14 protein-coding genes are annotated in these 17,384 nt (G+C 60.2%); 9 read left to right on the forward strand and 5 right to left on the reverse strand.

The annotated features are described in order from the left end of the window. Positions 1 to 42: 42 nt before the first annotated feature. Positions 43 to 870, reverse strand: a complete 828-nt coding sequence (gene ntrB, locus CLH62_RS15405; protein ID WP_099619079.1) for a nitrate ABC transporter permease — start codon at positions 868 to 870, stop codon at positions 43 to 45. Positions 871 to 872: 2 nt separating this feature from the next. Then, positions 873 to 2,297: an ABC transporter substrate-binding protein gene (locus CLH62_RS15410; RefSeq protein ID WP_099619080.1), complete on the reverse strand. Its 1,425-nt coding sequence runs from the start codon at positions 2,295 to 2,297 to the stop codon at positions 873 to 875. Between the two features lie 302 nt (positions 2,298 to 2,599). Here CLH62_RS15410 and CLH62_RS15415 point away from each other — a divergent pair, with 302 nt between their 5' ends. Next, on the forward strand, positions 2,600 to 4,516 hold the full coding sequence (locus tag CLH62_RS15415) for a sigma 54-interacting transcriptional regulator (RefSeq protein ID WP_099619081.1): 1,917 nt from the start codon (positions 2,600 to 2,602) through the stop codon (positions 4,514 to 4,516). A 47-nt stretch (positions 4,517 to 4,563) separates the two neighbouring features. On the opposite strand, the gene CLH62_RS15420 is transcribed toward CLH62_RS15415, so the two are convergent. The 3 genes from CLH62_RS15420 to CLH62_RS15430 are packed head-to-tail and all read right to left on the reverse strand — an operon-like array spanning position 4,564 to position 7,700. Continuing rightward, positions 4,564 to 5,745 carry a thiolase family protein gene (locus CLH62_RS15420; protein WP_099619082.1) on the reverse strand — a complete coding sequence of 394 codons (1,182 nt, stop codon included), beginning with the start codon at positions 5,743 to 5,745 and terminating at the stop codon, positions 4,564 to 4,566. A gap of 16 nt (positions 5,746 to 5,761) precedes the next feature. Further along, complete coding sequence (locus CLH62_RS15425; protein ID WP_099619083.1) at positions 5,762 to 6,913, reverse strand: acyl-CoA dehydrogenase family protein; 1,152 nt, start codon at positions 6,911 to 6,913, stop codon at positions 5,762 to 5,764. Between the two features lie 25 nt (positions 6,914 to 6,938). After that, positions 6,939 to 7,700, reverse strand: a complete 762-nt coding sequence (locus tag CLH62_RS15430; RefSeq protein WP_099619084.1) for an SDR family NAD(P)-dependent oxidoreductase — start codon at positions 7,698 to 7,700, stop codon at positions 6,939 to 6,941. Positions 7,701 to 7,804: 104 nt separating this feature from the next. On the opposite strand from CLH62_RS15430, the gene CLH62_RS15435 reads away from it, so the two are divergent. From CLH62_RS15435 to CLH62_RS15470, 8 genes are all read left to right on the forward strand, one after another. After that, entirely contained in the window at positions 7,805 to 8,251 is a 447-nt protein-coding gene (locus tag CLH62_RS15435; protein WP_099619085.1) for a MerR family transcriptional regulator, read from the forward strand. 23 nt (positions 8,252 to 8,274) lie between these two features. Continuing rightward, positions 8,275 to 9,444, forward strand: a complete 1,170-nt coding sequence (locus CLH62_RS15440; RefSeq protein ID WP_099619086.1) for an isovaleryl-CoA dehydrogenase — start codon at positions 8,275 to 8,277, stop codon at positions 9,442 to 9,444. A 205-nt stretch (positions 9,445 to 9,649) separates the two neighbouring features. Further along, positions 9,650 to 11,257: a carboxyl transferase domain-containing protein gene (locus CLH62_RS15445; protein WP_099619492.1), complete on the forward strand. Its 1,608-nt coding sequence runs from the start codon at positions 9,650 to 9,652 to the stop codon at positions 11,255 to 11,257. Between the two features lie 14 nt (positions 11,258 to 11,271). Further along, positions 11,272 to 12,078, forward strand: coding sequence for an enoyl-CoA hydratase-related protein (locus CLH62_RS15450; protein WP_099619087.1), 807 nt, complete (start codon positions 11,272 to 11,274; stop codon positions 12,076 to 12,078). Then, positions 12,078 to 14,087 carry an acetyl/propionyl/methylcrotonyl-CoA carboxylase subunit alpha gene (locus CLH62_RS15455; RefSeq protein ID WP_099619088.1) on the forward strand — a complete coding sequence of 670 codons (2,010 nt, stop codon included), beginning with the start codon at positions 12,078 to 12,080 and terminating at the stop codon, positions 14,085 to 14,087. The genes CLH62_RS15450 and CLH62_RS15455 overlap by 1 nt, the downstream gene beginning before the upstream one ends. Next, the gene (locus tag CLH62_RS15460; protein ID WP_099619089.1) at positions 14,087 to 14,995 is read left to right on the forward strand and encodes a hydroxymethylglutaryl-CoA lyase; all 909 of its coding nucleotides are present in this window, start codon (positions 14,087 to 14,089) and stop codon (positions 14,993 to 14,995) included. Before CLH62_RS15455 ends, CLH62_RS15460 begins: the two co-directional genes overlap by 1 nt. Positions 14,996 to 15,044: 49 nt before the next feature. After that, entirely contained in the window at positions 15,045 to 15,620 is a 576-nt protein-coding gene (locus CLH62_RS15465; RefSeq protein ID WP_099619090.1) for a peroxidase-related enzyme, read from the forward strand. 52 nt (positions 15,621 to 15,672) lie between these two features. Then, a complete protein-coding gene (locus CLH62_RS15470) occupies positions 15,673 to 17,361 on the forward strand; it encodes an AMP-binding protein (RefSeq protein WP_099619091.1) in 1,689 nt (562 codons plus the stop codon). Positions 17,362 to 17,384 lie beyond the last annotated feature (23 nt).

Consider the following 17,384-nt stretch of genomic DNA (forward strand, 5'->3'; position numbering starts at 1 on the left):
TCGGAGGGTTGAGGCCGGCACCGCTTACCGGTGCCGGACCGCTCACTCTTTGTACTCCACCAGCTTCTGGGCCTTGCCCAGCGCCAGGTCCAACAGCATACCCACCACCCCGATCATCAGGATGGAGAAGATCACACTGGCCAGATCCAGATTGTTCCACTCGTTCCACACGTAGTAGCCGATGCCGGTACCGCCCACGAGCATCTCCGCAGCCACGATGACCAGCCAGGCGATGCCGATCGAAATGCGCATGCCGGTCAGGATGGTGGGTGCGGCGGCTGGCAGGATCACCGTAATGGCGGTGCGCAGCGGGCCGAGTTCGTGGGTACGGGCCACGTTGACCCAGTCCTGCCTCACATTGGCCACACCAAAGGCGGTGTTGAGCAACATGGGCCATATCGAGCAGATAAAGATCACGAAGATCGCCGAGGCATCCGAGTCCTGGATAATGAACAGGGCCAGTGGCATCCAGGCCAGGGGCGAGATGGGCCTCAACACCTGGATGTAGGGGTTCAGGGCCTTGTACATCAGCGGCGACATGCCGATCAGGAAGCCGACGGGCAAGGCGATGGCCATGGCCGCAAGGTAGCCGGTCAGCACCCGGTAAACCGAATACCCCAACTGGATGCCAATGCCCTTGTCGTTGGCGCCGGCGTCATAGAACGGGTTGGACAATTCGGCCCAGGCCAGCTTTAGCACCGCAGAGGGCGGCGGTACCCGGGATTCCTGATCGGCACCGCCCATCAACATTTCGTATTCGGTCATTCCGGTCTGGGCTTCCGGGGGCTGGGTCGCCATTTCCCAGAGCCCCAGGGCCAGAATCAGGAACGACACCGACAGCAGCGCTGCCCGAACGTTCAGGGAAGCCATGGTTACACCCTCCCGATGGCGAAGCTGCGGGTGTACTCTTCCGCACGATCCGAATCAAAGGTCTTGCCCATGATGGTGTGGGGCTTGTAGGTCTTGTCTGGCGCCGTGTAGCCCAGCTCTTCCATGATCTTGCCGGTCTCACCCGCCAGATAGACCTGCTCCGCAATTCCCTTGTAATCCACATCGCCTTCGATATAGCCCCAGCGCTTCATCTGGGTCAGAATCCAGACACCCATGGAGTGCCAGGGGAACGGATCGAAATCGATGCGGTCCGGCACGTTCTGCACCTCGCCAAGGCCGTCGGCGTAGTAGCCGGTCAGCACCTGCTGGATCACCGGTACCGGCTGGTTCAGGTAGTTCTTGGGTGCAATGGCTTCGGAGATTTCCTTACGGTTATCAGGATTGTTCGAGTACTGGGTCGCGTCGATGATGGCGCGTAACAGAGCGCCATAGGTATTCGGGTTCTCGGTGGCGAACTTCTGGCTGCAGGCAAAGGCGCAGCACGGATGGCCTTCCCAGATGTCCTTGGTGAGTAGGTGGATGAAGCCCACCTTTTCCCACACCGCACGCTGATTGAACGGATCCGGCGACAGGTAGCCGTCCAGGTTGCCAGCGCGCAGGTTGGCGACCATCTCGGGTGGCGGTACCACACGGATCTGCACGTCCTTGTCCGGGTCGATGCCATTCTCGGCCAGGTAGTAGCGCAGTAGAAAGTTATGCATGGAATACTCGAACGGAACCCCGAACTTGAAGCCCTTCCACTGCTTCGGATCCCGCTTGTCCTTGTGATCAACGTGCAGAACGATGGCCTGGCCGTTGATATTCTCAACCGCCGGCATAATGTAGGGTTCCGGCGTTGAGCCAGCGCCCATGCTCATGGCCAGGGGCATGGGGGTGAGCATGTGGGAAGCGTCGTATTCACCGGCCAGGGATTTGTCACGGGCCACGGCCCAACCGGCGGTTTTGGTGACCGTCACATCCAGACCGTAGCGCTCATAGAAACCCATGGGATGCGCCATAATGATCGGTGTGGCGCAGGTAATGGGCACAAACCCCACGTTCAGTTTGGTTTTCTCCAGCTTGCCAAGAGATTCCTTCACCGCCGCCTTGGCCTTGTCCATGGGGAAGACACTGCCCAACATGGCGGCCGCAGTACCTGCCCCCATCATCTTCATGAAGCTCCGGCGGCTGTGATCGTTGTGGCCGAACACCGACCGGACCACGGCACTCTCGATCGCCCGGTCCATCATGGCCTCGGAATCCATCCCGCCATCAGATACCGAGACGTCGTGGCTCAGCGATTGCTGCAAGTTGAGAGACACAGACGGCATTTCCTGTCCGGGTTTACACTCCGGACAACCGCAGGTTTTTGCGTGAATCAGAGACTGGTCACCGTCAAACGGATTACCAAGGCTTTTCGTGGTCATGGGTCACTCTCCCTACTCTCGGACTGTTTTTGCACTCTTGCGGTGCGGCAAAGGTACGGCCGGGGCCTGGCAGCTGAAAAGTGGCCGGGCCGGTTACGTGTTCTGAGAGAGCTATCGCAGGGTTTGTGCCAACTGCTGAAATTTTTTTAATTCACTGTTTTTAATACCTTTTAAATAACAAGGCGGGGCTGACAGCAACTACGGGATTTCGTAGTTAACGATTTTTCGTAGTGGGCACCACGATTATTCGTAGTTGGCACAGGGTTTGTTATGTTTTTTACCGGATAACACAGGACAGACCCATGAGCCCCGAGACCATCCTCGCCCCCACAGCCACCACCAATTGGATTGACCATTTACCCGAAGCCGCTCTTCTGGTGGATGCCGGCCAGGATCTGATCGTCGCCGCCAACAGCGCCATGGGCCGCATGATCGGCACAGACCGAAAATCCCTGGCAGGCACCCCCTGCACCCACCTGTTCACCGACCAACGCCCGCAACTGATCGCCTTCACCGAAGAAACCCTGTTCAGGAGCCACGGCTGGAGTCGGGATTTCATATTCAAACACCGGGCCGGTCATACTGTGGAACTGGAAATTTCCTCCTCCCGGGTCGGCGAGGAAGAATCCCAGAAGGTGTTGCTGCTGCTTCGGGATCGGCGCCAGTTGCGAACCCTTCGGGAACGGCACGATGCCAACCACTACCACCGGGGCGGATTGCTGGAGTGGCGGCGGGTCGAGGAACTGTTCAAGGATATGGAGCGGGAAAACCAGTTGATCCTCCACGCCGTCGGGGAAGGCATTTATGGCGTGGATGCCGAGGGCCGCACCACCTTCGCCAACCCGGCGGCGGAGCGCATGCTGGGCTGGCGAATCGATGAGCTAATGGGCCGGGTGATTCACCGGGTAGTGCACCATTCCCACGAGGATGGCAGCCTCTACCCCCTGAAAGAGTGCCCCATTTACGCCGCCTTTCGGGATGCCAGCGTCAAACGGGTGGGCGAAGACTGGTTCTGGCGCAAGGACGGCACCGGATTCCCGGTGGAATACACCAGCACTCCCATCCTGGACAATGGCCATCCGGTCGGTGCTGTGGTGGTGTTCCGGGATATTTCACCGCGGCTGCAGGCCCAGAAGGAACTGCAAAAGGCACTGGAAGAAGTGGAAAGCCTCAAACACCGCCTGGAAATGGAAAACGCCTACCTGCAGGAAGAGCTCAGCGCCGAGTACCACTTCCACGAAATCTTCGGCCAGAGCGAAGCCATAAAAGCCATTGTGCGCCGGATCGGCATGGTCGCACCCACCGACGCCAACGTGCTGGTCACCGGGGAATCCGGCACCGGCAAGGAACTGATCGCCCGAGCCATCCACCAGTCCAGCACCCGCCGCGACCGGCCGCTGATCCGGGTGAACTGCGCAGCGATCCCGAAGGACCTGTTCGAGAGCGAGTTCTTCGGCCACATCAAGGGCGCTTTTACCGGCGCCGTCAGCGACCGCGTCGGCCGGTTTGAACTGGCCGATGGTGGCACGCTTTTCCTGGACGAAGTGGGCGAAATCCCCCTGGAACTGCAGGGCAAACTGTTAAGGGTTTTACAGGACCAGCAGTTTGAACGGGTCGGCGAAAACCGCACAAGAGCGGTCGATGTCCGCGTCATCGCCGCCACCAACCGGGACCTGAAAGCGGAGATCCAGGAAAAAACCTTCCGGGAAGACCTCTACTTCCGCCTCAATGTCTTCCCCATCGAATCCGTTCCCCTGAGCCGGCGTCTTGAGGACATCCCCATCCTCGCCCAGGAGTTCCTCATCCGCGCCTGCCAGAAGTTCAACCGCCCTCTCCTGGCTTTGAGAGAACGCGACGTTGAAACCCTCAAGGCCTACCACTGGCCCGGCAACGTACGGGAACTGGAAAACGTGATCGAGCGCCAGGTTATTACCGCCGACGGCAGGCTGGACCTGGATTTGCCCGGACCCGATTCCGGTGCCAGACCGACGGCAATACAAACGCCGCCAATCCGGCACTTTGACGGCGAACTGATGACAGAAATGGAGCTCAGGGAGCTGGAAAAACAGAACCTGACAAGGGCTCTGGAAATGAGCGGGGGACGGGTCTTCGGGGATGATGGGGCGGCGGCGCTGCTGGGCATCAAACCCACCACCCTCACCTCACGACTGAAGAAACTGAAGATTGAACCCAGGAACTTCCAGCCGAGGCAGGCATAAAGAATTCGGGGAGGCAGCCCGAACCGGGGACTGCCTCCCGGGCCAGATTAGATCAACTCAATGGCCACCGCAGTACCTTCACCACCGCCAATGCAGAGCGACGCAACCCCACGCTTGAGCCCACGCTGTTTCAGCGCATTCATCAGGGTAACGATGATCCGCGAGCCGGAAGAGCCGATCGGATGCCCGAGGGCACAGGCGCCACCGTGGACGTTGACCTTCTCGGCCGGAAGCTTGAGCTCATTGATCGCCGCCAGGGTAACCACCGCGAAGGCTTCGTTGATCTCGAACAGATCCACATCGTCCACGCTCCAGCCGGCTTTCTTCAGAACCTTCTCAATGGCACCGATAGGTGCAAGGGTGAACTCTGAAGGCAAGCGGGCGTGGGTGGCGTGGGCCACGATACGGGCCTGGGGTGTCAGGCCGCGGGCGTCGGCTTCGGCGGCAGAGGCCAGAACCAGGGCGGAAGCACCGTCGCTGATGGAGCTGGAGTTCGCAGCAGTTACCGAGCCGTCTTTGGCGAAGGCCGGTTTCAGATGCGGGATTTTCTCCGGTTTGGCGTTGCCCGGCTGCTCGTCGGTGTCGACTTCGGTGTCGCCGCCACGGCCAGATACGGTTACCGGAACAATCTCGTCACGGAACCAGCCGTTTTCGATGGCCGCCAGGGATTTCTGCAGGGAGCCGATAGCAAACTCATCCATCGCCTGGCGGCTGATGTCGTATTTATCAGCGGTGCGCTGGGCGAAGACGCCCATCAGGCCGCCTTCGTAGGCGTCTTCAAGCCCGTCCAGGAACATGCTGTCCATCACCTGGCCATGGCCCATGCGCATGCCGGCGCGGGCTTTGGGCAGCAGGTACGGCGCCTGGCTCATGTTTTCCATGCCGCCGGCAATCATGATGTTGTTGGTGCCGGCCTTGATCTGGTCGTGGGCCATGATCACGGCCTGCATGCCGGAGCCGCACATCTTGTTGATGGTGGTGCAGCCGGAGCTGTCCGGAATGCCCGAGGCGCGGGATGCTTGGCGCGCCGGGGCCTGGCCGAGGCCGGCGGGCAATACGCAGCCCATGATCACTTCCTGGACATCCGCCGGCTGCAGGCCGGAGCGTTCGATGGCGGCCTTGATGGCGGCGGCACCCAAGTCCGGGGAGCGAACGGAGCTCAGGGAGCCCATCATGCCGCCCATTGGGGTACGGGCCGAACCCGCAATTACAACGCTGTTGTCACTCATAACATTCCTCACTCAATCAGGCTTTGCCCAGCACAGACCGGGCAATAATTTCTTTCATCACTTCCGAAGTGCCGCCGTAAATCCGCTGCACCCGGGCATCAATAAAGTTCCGGGAAATCGGGTACTCGGTGGTGTAACCGTAGCCACCAAACAGCTGCAGACAACCATCGGCGACGCGACACTGCATTTCGGTGGCGCTGTACTTGGCCATGGAGGCGGTCGGGGCATCCAGTTCGCCGCGGTCGTACTGTTCGATACACTGGTCCACGAAGGCCTTGTTCACCCGGTAGTCGGTTTCCATGCGGGCAATTTCAAAACGGGTGTTCTGCAGTTGGGCCAGCTTCTGGCCAAACAGTTCCCGCTCCTGGGCATAGGCAATGGTCAGGTCCAGTGAACCACGGGCAGCCGCGACGCCGAGGGCACCGATCACCAGCCGCTCGCGGGGCAGTTCACGCATCAGATACATGAAGCCCTGCCCTTCCTCGCCCAGCAGGGCAGAGGCCGGGATGCGCATATCCGAGAAGAACATCTCGGAGGTGTCACCGGAATGCTGGCCGATCTTGTCGAGGTTCCGGCCCTTGCTGTAACCCGGCAGTGACGTGTCTACCAGGAACAGGCTGATGCCCCGGGCACCAGCTTTCGGGTCAGTCTTGGCGGCGACGATCACCATGTCCGCGTGCTGGCCGTTGGTGATAAAGGTCTTGGAACCGTTCAGAATATAGCCGTCGCCATCCTTCACTGCACTGCTGCGGATCGCCTGCAGGTCACTGCCGGCGCCCGGCTCAGTCATGGCGATGGCGCCAACCGCCTCACCGGAGACCAGCTTTGGCAGCCACTGCTGCTTCTGCTCTTCGCTGGCAAGGTGGCTGAGGTACGGCGCAACGATGTCCGAGTGCACCATCACGTTGGTGGACAGCGCGCCGAACCCCATCCGGGCCAGCTCCTCACCCACCACCACGGAAAACTGGAAGGGCGCACCGATCCCGCCGCACTCTTCGGGCACGTCGACACACAGCATGCCGGCGTTGCCGAGCGTGTTCCAGAGCTCCCGGGGCACGATACCGGTCTTTTCCCAGGCTTCGTAATGAGGCTTCACCTCGATTTCCAGAGCCTTGATCACCGACTCACGGAACATCGCCAGTTCTTCTTTATCAACAGACACGGTCATGAATGTCTCCTGCAATTGAATGCTGTCACTTGGGCGCCATACGCAGCGCGCAGTCGAGGCGAATAACTTCGCCATTGAGAACCGGGTTACGCACCATCTGATCGACCATCATGCCAAACTCTTCGGGCTTGCCGAGACGTTTCGGGAAAGGCAGCGTGGCGGCCAGGCTTTCCTGAACCTCCTCGGGCATACCCGCCATCATGGGGGTCATAAACAGGCCCGGTGCAATCGTATTTACACGGATGCCCTCGCGAGCCAGCTCACGGGCCGACTGCAGAGTCAGGGACACCACGCCACCCTTGGAAGCACTATACGCCGCCTGGCCGATCTGGCCCTCATAAGCCGCCACCGACGCGGTGTTGATGATCACGCCACGCTCACCATCGGTGTTCGGCTCACGCCGGGCCATATCCGCCGCCGCCAGACGCATGATGTTAAAGGTGCCAATAAGGTTGACCTGGATAACCTTGCTGAAGTTCTCCAGGGGCATGACACCGTCGCGGCCCAGAATCTTGGATGCGGTGGCAATACCGGCACAGTTCACGGCAATACCGCAGAGGCCATGAGCTTCCCGCGCTGCATTGATAGCCGCCTCGGCGCTGTCCGGGGAACTCACATCGCATTCCAGGAAGATCCCGCCGATGTCCGCAGCAACCTTTTCACCCTGTTCCTTCTGAAGATCCAGGATAGCCACCTTGCACCCCGCAGCCGCCAGCGCACGGGCAGCGCCCTCGCCCAGCCCCGAAGCCCCGCCTGTTACAATGGCTGCCACATTTTTGAATTCCATCGTTCATTCCCCTTTTCAGGATTCTGTTTGTTAAAAATCGGACCCTAAAACTACTTTACGTTTACGTAAACTTTATCTAACCTAAGTCTAAAAAGGAAATCGTCATGATCGAAAAAAGAAACTTCAGCATCAGCGAGCTCTCACAGGAGTTTGATGTAACAACTCGAAGCATACGTTTCTACGAAGATCAGGGCCTGCTCAAACCCAGGCGGCGCGGGCAAACCCGCATCTTCAGCACCAAAGACCGGGTTCGCCTGAAGCTGATTCTCCGCGGCAAACGCATGGGGTTCACCCTTGCAGAAACCAAGGAACTTTTCGACCTGTGGGACGAGACCCTGACAGGTAATGAAAAGCAGCTGCTAAAAATGCTGGAAATCCTGGAAGGGCGGAGAGCCATGCTGGAACAGCAGAAGAACGACATCGCACAAGCGGAAATGGAAATAGACACAGCCGAAACCCGGTGCCGTGAAGCCCTGGAAGAGCTGCAGAAGAAAAAGAAACAGCAGGCCCCGGCCAACGACGAAGCCAGGCAGACCGCTGAACACAAATGACAGAAAACCAAAGGTAGCCAACGATGAAATCACAGTACTCAGAGCTCAACTTCGGTCTTGGTGAGACCCTCGACATGCTGCGCGAACAGATCAACGGCTTCGCCGCTGCCGAAATCGCACCCCGCGCCGAGGAAATCGACCGCAACAACGAGTTCCCCATGGACCTGTGGCGGAAAATGGGCGACATGGGCCTGCTGGGTATCACCGTGAGTGAAGAATACGGCGGCTCAGAAATGGGCTACCTGGCGCACGTGATCGCCATGGAAGAAATCAGCCGCGCCTCCGCCTCCGTTGGCCTCTCCTACGGCGCCCATTCCAACCTGTGCGTGAATCAGATTCACCGTAACGGCACCGAAGAACAGAAACAGAAATACCTGCCAAAACTGGTAAGCGGCGAACACATCGGCGCACTGGCCATGTCTGAGCCCAACGCCGGTTCCGACGTCATCTCCATGAAGCTCTCCGCCCGTGACGAAGGCGACCATTACGTCCTGAACGGCAACAAGATGTGGATCACCAATGGCCCGGACGCACACACCTACGTGATCTACGCCAAAACCGACACCCAGGCCGGCTCACGTGGCGTCACCGCCTTCATCGTAGAGCGCGACGCACCGGGCTTCAGCCGCCACCAGAAACTCGACAAACTCGGCATGCGCGGCTCCAACACCTGTGAACTGGTGTTCCAGGACTGCAAGGTACCCAAGGAAAACGTCCTCGGCGGCGTTGGCAACGGCGCCAAAGTCCTGATGAGCGGCCTCGACTACGAACGCCTCGTTCTCTCCGGCGGCCCGCTGGGCATCATGCAGGCAGCCATGGATGTGGTCGTACCCTACATCCGCGAGCGCAAACAGTTCGGCCAGGCCATCGGCGAATTCGAACTGGTACAGGGCAAAGTCGCCGACATGTACACCTGGATGAACACCGCCAAATCCTACGTCTACATGGTCGCCATGTCCGCCGACCGCGGCGCGGAAACCACCCGTAAAGACGCCGCGGGCGCCATCCTCTACTCCGCCGAAATGGCCACCAAAATTGCCCTGGATGCCATCCAGCTGCTCGGCGGTAACGGCTACATCAACGAGTACCCGACAGGCCGCCTGCTGCGGGACGCCAAACTCTACGAAATCGGTGCCGGCACGTCGGAAATCCGCCGAATGCTGATCGGCCGAGAGCTGTACCTGAACAAATAAAGCAGCTTCAAGCCAGAGGCCTCCAAAACTTTAAAGTTTTACAGAGGCCACCACCCAAAGTACGACGAGGGACTGGCGGGGTGTCGCTCCGGGAATGTTGGAGGCCAAGGATGGCCGGAAACAAGCGCACATGGACGTGCTCGTAGCGGTTCCCGGAGCGACACCCCGCCAGTCCCGCCGCCCCGAAACTCGAGGCCCGGAAAACATGACGATACTGCAAAGCAAAATAAACCCGAGGTCTGACGAATTCCAGGCCAACCAGGACTCCATGGCAACCGCCGTTGCAGACCTGCGGGAAAAAGTCTCCACCATCCAGCAAGGCGGCGGCCCCTCCTACCAGGAGCGCCACATCGCCCGGGGCAAACTCCTGCCACGGGAGCGTATCAACCGCCTCCTGGACGACGGCTCCCCCTTCCTGGAAATCGGCCAGTTCGCCGCCTACAACGTCTACGATGAAGAAGTCCCCGCAGCGGGCGTCATCACCGGCGTTGGCCGCGTCTCCGGCACCGAATGCATGATCATCGCCAACGACGCCACCGTAAAAGGCGGCAGCTACTACCCGCTGACGGTGAAAAAACACCTGCGCGCCCAGGAAATCGCCCTGCAGAACCGCCTGCCCTGCATCTACCTCGTAGACTCCGGCGGTGCCAACCTGCCACGGCAGGACGAAGTCTTCCCGGATCGTGACCACTTCGGCCGCATCTTCTACAACCAGGCCCGCATGTCCGCCGACGACATCCCCCAGATCGCCGTTGTCATGGGCCTGTGCACCGCCGGCGGCGCCTACGTACCCGCCATGGCCGACGAATCCATCATCGTCCGCAACCAGGGCACCATCTTCCTGGCCGGCCCGCCGCTGGTAAAAGCCGCCACCGGAGAAGTGGTCAGCGCCGAAGATCTTGGCGGCGCAGACGTACACTGCAAAATCTCCGGTGTTGCCGACCATTACGCCGAAAACGACGCCCACGCCCTGGAAATCGCCCGGCGCTGCGTCTCCAACCTCAACCGCCGCAAACCGACCGACGTCGAGATCCGCAAACCGAAAGCACCGCTGTACGACGCCGAAGAAATCTACGGCATCGTCGGCACCGACTTGCGCAAACAGTTCGACGTGCGTGATGTGATCGCCCGAGTCGTCGACGGCTCCGAGTTTGACGAATTCAAACGCTACTACGGCCAGACCCTCGTCACCGGCTTTGCCCACATTCACGGTTACCCCGTGGGCATCATCGCCAACAACGGCATCCTGTTCGGTGAGTCCGCCCAGAAAGGCGCCCACTTTGTGGAGCTCTGCTGCCAGCGCAACATCCCGCTGCTGTTCCTGCAGAATATCACCGGCTTCATGGTTGGCCAGAAATACGAGGCCGAAGGCATCGCCAAGCACGGCGCCAAGATGGTGATGGCCGTGGCCTGCGCCAACGTGCCCAAGATCACCGTACTGATTGGCGGCAGCTTCGGCGCCGGCAACTACGGCATGTGCGGCCGCGCCTACAGCCCGGACTTCCTGTGGATGTGGCCCAACGCCCGCATCTCCGTGATGGGCGGGGAACAGGCCGCCGGCGTCATGGCCACCGTTAAGCGTGAAGGCATGGAGCGCAAAGGCCAGGACTGGAGTGCCGAGGAAGAGGTCCAGTTCAAGCAGCCGATCATCGACACCTACGAGCACCAGGGCCACCCCTACTACGCCAGCGCCCGGCTGTGGGACGATGGCGTCATCGACCCGGCCCAGACCCGCGAAGTGGTTGCCCTGAGCCTGTCTGCGACACTTAACCGCCCGGCCAAACCGACACGCTTCGGCGTGTTCCGGATGTAATCGGGGAGAATGACATGACAGACAAAGAAGCCGCAGTTCTGCTCAAACACCGTGACGGAGGCATTGCCGAGGTGGTCCTCAACCGCCCCGACAAACGCAACGCCTTTGACGATGTGATCATCCAGCAACTGATCAACACCCTCACCGAGGTGAGCTCCAACAGCAAAACCAGGGTGGTGATCCTGCGCTCCGAAGGCAAGCATTTCTCCGCCGGGGCCGACCTTGGCTGGATGCGCCGAATGGCCGACAACGGCCACAAGGAAAACCTGGACGATGCCCGTCAGCTGGCACGGCTGATGGAAGTACTCAATGGCCTGCGCAAGCCGGTGATCGGCCTGGTGCAGGGAGCCGCCTATGGCGGAGCCGTGGGCCTGGCCGCCTGCTGCGACATCGTCATCGCCACCGAACAATCCAGCTTCTGCCTGAGCGAAGTGAAACTCGGCCTGATCCCGGCAGTTATCAGCCCGTACGTGGTGCGCGCCATCGGTGAGCGCCAGGCCCGCCGTTACTTTATCTCTGCCGAAGTGTTCAACGCCCGGCAGGCACAGGAGTACGGCCTGGTGCACATCGTCTGCGACGATGCCAGGGCCATGGAAACCCGCTGCAACGAGATGGTACAGCAACTGGCCACGAACGGCCCGGAAGCCATGCGGGCCGCCAAGGACCTGGTATTTGCCGTCAGCCAAAAGCCCATTAATAAAGAAGTGATTGAAGACACCGCGCACCGCATTGCGGATATCCGGGTGGGTGAAGAAGGGCAGGAAGGGCTCAGCGCCTTCCTGAACAAGCGAAAGGCCAACTGGGTTCCGGAGAAAGAATAATGTTCAGCAAAATTCTCATTGCCAACCGGGGCGAAATCGCCTGCCGGATCATACAAACCGCCCACCGCATGGGCATTCGCTGCGTGGCCGTTTATTCCGAGGCAGACGCCAACGCCCGGCACGTGGCCATGGCCGACGAAGCCTTCCACATTGGCCCTGCACCCAGCTCCGAGAGCTACCTTCGGGCTGACAAGATTATCGAGATTGCCAAACAGAGCGGTGCCCAGGCCATTCACCCGGGCTACGGCTTCCTCTCGGAAAACACTGGCTTTGCCGAAGCCTGTGAAGCCAACGATCTGGTGTTCATCGGCCCACCCTCCTCGGCCATTGCCGCCATGGGCTCCAAGTCCGCCGCCAAGGCCATCATGGAAAAAGCCGGCGTGCCACTGGTGCCTGGCTACCACGGTGATGACCAGTCCCCGGACACCCTGCGCAAGGAAGCCGAAAAATGCGGCTTCCCGCTGCTGCTGAAAGCTGTCGCGGGCGGTGGTGGTAAAGGCATGCGCGTCGTCGAGCGCATGGAAGACTTTGACGACGCCCTGGCCGCCGCCAAACGGGAATCGAAGAACGCCTTCGGCAATCCGGACATGCTGATCGAACGCTACCTGACCCAACCACGGCACGTGGAAATCCAGGTCTTCTGCGACCAGGACGGCAACGGCGTGTACCTGGCCGAGCGTGACTGCTCTGTGCAGCGCCGCCACCAGAAGGTATTGGAAGAAGCGCCGGCCCCTGGCCTGAGTGAAGAAACCCGCAAAGCCATGGGTGAAGCGGCGGTTAAAGCCGCCCAGGCCATCAATTACGTAGGCGCCGGCACCGTCGAGTTCCTGTACGACGTGGACGGTTCCTTCTTCTTCATGGAAATGAACACCCGCCTGCAGGTCGAGCACCCGGTTACCGAAATGGTCACTGGCCAGGATCTGGTGGAGTGGCAATTGAAAGTCGCCTGGGGCGAGCCCCTGCCGCTGGAACAGTCCCAGGTAAAAACCCGGGGCCACGCCCTGGAAGCACGCATCTACGCCGAAGACCCGGACCAGGACTTCCTGCCCGCCACCGGCAACCTGCGCTACCTGAGCACCCCTGATGAAAGCGCCCATGTAAGGGTAGACACCGGCGTGACCGAAGGCGACGACATCAGCATCCATTACGACCCCATGATCGCCAAACTGATCGTGTGGGACGAAACCCGGGACCAGGCCATCAACCGCATGGTTCAGGCCCTGGAGCACTACCGCATTGCTGGCGTGAAGACCAACATCCGGTTCCTGCACGCCCTGGCCGACGCCCAGCCGTTCCGGGAAGCAGACCTGACCACCGGGTTTATCGAGGATCACCGGGAACTGCTGTTCCCGAAATCCCGGCTTGATACCCACAAGGCCCTGGTACTGGCCGCCGGCTTCGTGCTGGAGCAGCGCAAGTCCCGGGAAGTGGTCAGCACCGACCCCTGGTCGCCCTTTGGCCGCCAGAACAGCTGGCGCATGAACTCCGAATACGCCCAGCCCCTGCAGCTTCAGGTAGGCGAGGAAATTCACGACCTGAAGATCCTGGAACGGGACGACCGCTACCAGGTGTTCGTGGGCGACAGCGTTTACAACCTCACTGCCCGCCTGGATGACGATTACATGCAGGCCGTCATCAACGGCCACCGCATCAGCATCCACGGCAACCTGCACAACGACCAGCTGGTGCTGTTCTACGAGGGCGACACCTTCAACTGCACCGTGTACAAGGAAAGCTACGGCTTCGAGGAAATGGCCGGCGAAGGCAGCCTCGCGGCACCCATGAACGGCGCTATCGTGGCCGTACAGGCCAAGGTGGGCGACCAGGTAACCGCGGGCCAGACCCTGGTGATCATGGAAGCCATGAAGATGGAACACGCCATCAAGGCCCCGGCCGACGGCGTGGTGACCGAAATCTTCTTCCTCGAAGGCGACCAGGTCTCCGAAGGTGCCGAGCTGATTGCCATTGAGGTAGAAGACACTGAAGCGAACCAAGAGGAGGCAGGCTGATGGTCTTTCCCAAACAGGTTCGCCTGGTTGAGATGAGCCCCCGGGACGGACTCCAGAACGAGCCCGGCCCAGTGATTGCCACCGCCATCAAAACCGGGCTGATCGACCGCCTGGCCGACAGCGGCCTGAGCCACATCGAGGCCGCCAGCTTTGTGTCCCCGAAATGGGTGCCACAGATGGGCGACGCTGCCGAAGTCATGGCCGGCATCACCCGCAAAGCCGGCGTACGCTACTCCGCCCTCACCCCGAACCTGAGAGGGTTCGAAGGGGCACTGGCAGCGAAGGCCGACGAAGTGGCCGTGTTCGGCGCCGCCTCCGAATCCTTCACCAAGAAGAACATCAACTGCACCATCGCCGAAAGCCTCGAACGCTTCGCCCCGGTGGTGGAAGAAGCCCGCAAGCACGGCATCCCCGTGCGCGGCTACGTCTCCACCGTCATGGGTTGCCCGTACGAAGGCGACATCGCCCCGGAACAGGTCGCTTACGTTGCCAAAGCCCTGTACGACATGGGTTGCCACGAAATCTCCCTGGGCGACACCATCGGCACAGGCACCCCGATCAAAGCCAAACGCATGCTCGAAGCAGTCGCCGCCCATGTCCCCATGGCAAAACTGGCCGCCCACTTCCACGACACCTACGGCCAGGCCCTGGCCAACCTGTATGCGGTGCTGGAAGAAGGCGTGTCGGTTATCGATGCCTCCGTCGCCGGCCTTGGCGGCTGCCCTTACGCCAAGGGCGCCTCCGGCAACGTCGCCACTGAAGACGTGCTATATCTGCTTAACGGTTTGGGCATAGAAACCGGTGTTGATCTGGAAAAACTGGTCGCTACCGGCGACTGGATATGTGGCCAGCTAAACCGCCACAACGGCTCAAAAGTCGGCCAGGCAATGGGCGGTAACTGCCAATGATTGACCTGGCGGGCGGGTACAGCATCAAACAAAAAGACTAGGAGCAAAAATGAGCAACAAAAATGTAGTCGCACTGGACCTGCCGATCCCCGAGATCAGCGACATGCCCGAAGACACCCAAAAGTACTTCCAGATCTGCCAGGAAAAACTCGGCATGGTCCCCAATGTACTCACCGCCTACAGCCAGAATCTCAAACAGCTCGAAGGCTTCACCCGTCTGTATAACGAACTGATGATGGGCGAAAGCGAGCTGAGCAAACTCGAGCGGGAAATGGTCGCCGTGGTGGTGTCCTCAGAAAACAAATGCTTCTACTGCCTGGTAGCCCACGGCGCCGCAGTGCGGGTACTGAGTGGCGATCCCCAACTGGGCGAACACATGGTGATGAACTACCGCAGCGCCAAACTCGACAAGCGCCAGCGGGCAATGCTGGACTTTGCATCACACCTCACCCGCTCACCGGCCACCGTGACCGAAGACGACATTCAGGCCCTTCGGGATGCAGGCCTCAGCGACCGGGGCATCTGGGACCTGAGCAACCTGATCGGTTTTTACAACATGTCCAATCGCGTGGCGATTGCCAGCGATATGCAACCTAACCCCGAGTACCACAGTCAGAGTCGCTAGCAGGGCCGCAACCCTGCTCGCCCTCGAATACAAAAACAACGGAGGCAGAGATATGAGCAAGACTCTACCAAGCTATACCAGCGGAACCGCCGAAGTGCCCCTGCTGGGCATGACCATCGGTGAAATGCTCGACCGCACCGCCGAACAGTATCCAGACAACGAAGCCCTGGTGTGCCTGCACCAGGACATTCGCTGGACCTATAAAGAGTTTGTCGAAAAAGTCGACGAAGCCGCTCGGGCCTTCATGGCCATCGGCATGAAGCGCGGCGACCGCGTGGGCATCTGGTCCCCCAACCGTTACGAGTGGACCGTTACCCAGTTCGCCACCGCGAAAGTCGGCGCCATCCTGGTGAACATCAACCCGGCCTATGGCGTGCACGAGCTGCAATACGCCCTGAACCTGGCCGGCATCACCACCCTGGTAACGGCGGACGCCTTCAAAGGCTCCAACTACCGGGAAATGATCTACGAGCTGGCGCCGGAACTGAAACGCAGCGCCCCGGGCAAACTCAAGGCCGACCACGTACCGGACCTTCGCGCCGTGATCAACGTGCACGAAGAAAAGCATGACGGCATGTGGACCTGGAAAGAGTTCCTGGGCTTCGCCGGCGACGTCTCCGAAGACGATCTGACCAAGCGCCAGAGCGAGCTGCAGTTCGATGACCCCATCAACATCCAGTTCACCTCCGGCACCACCGGCAACCCCAAAGGCGCCACCCTCACCCACCACAACATCCTCAACAACGGATACTTTGTGGCGGAAAGCCAGTTGTTCACCGAAAAAGACCGCCTGGTCATCCCTGTGCCCCTGTACCACTGCTTCGGCATGGTGATGGGCAACCTGGGCTGCATTACCCACGGCGCCACCATGATCTACCCGGGTGAAGGCTTCGAGCCCAAGTCCGTTCTGCAGGCCGTGCATCAGGAAAAAGCCACAGCCCTGTATGGCGTGCCCACCATGTTCATCGCTGAACTGGCCGAGCCTGAGTTTGAAACCTACGACCTCTCCAGCCTGCGCACCGGCATCATGGCCGGCTCCATCTGCCCGGCCGAAGTAATGAAGAAGGTCAACGGCAAGATGAACATGAAAGAAGTTCAGATTGCCTACGGCATGACCGAAACCAGCCCGGTATCCACCCAGACCAGCTCCCTCGACCCGTTCGAGAAGCAGGTAACCACCGTGGGCCGCACCCAGCCGCACCTGGAAACCAAGATCGTGGACCCGGCCAACGGCAACGTCGTCCCCCGGGGAGAGATCGGCGAGCTGTGCACCCGTGGCTACAGTGTGATGCTGAAGTACTGGAACAACGAAGAGAAAACCCGCGAAGCCATCGACAATGCCGGCTGGATGCACACCGGCGACCTGGCCACCATGGACGAAGAGGGCTACATCCAGATTGTCGGCCGCATCAAGGATATGGTGATCCGCGGCGGTGAAAACATCTACCCGAAAGAAATCGAAGAGTTCCTCTACACCCACCCCGCCATCGAGGAAGTGCAGGTAACCGGCATCCCCGATGACAAATACGGTGAAGAGCTCATCGCCTGGGTGAAACTGGCCCCCGAGGCGGCTCCAGTCACCGCAGAAGACCTGCAGGCCTTCTGCAAAGGCAAGATCGCCCACTTCAAGATCCCGAAGAACTACAAGTTCGTGGATGAATTCCCGATGACCGTCACCGGGAAAATCCAGAAGTTCAAGATGCGGGAGATTTCTATTGAGGAGATGGGGCTGAAGAAGTAATCGCTGCCCCTGCTTCGTGAAAA

Origin of the sequence: Marinobacter guineae, from assembly GCF_002744735.1 — a bacterium.
Taxonomy (GTDB): Bacteria; Pseudomonadota; Gammaproteobacteria; order Pseudomonadales; family Oleiphilaceae; genus Marinobacter; species Marinobacter guineae.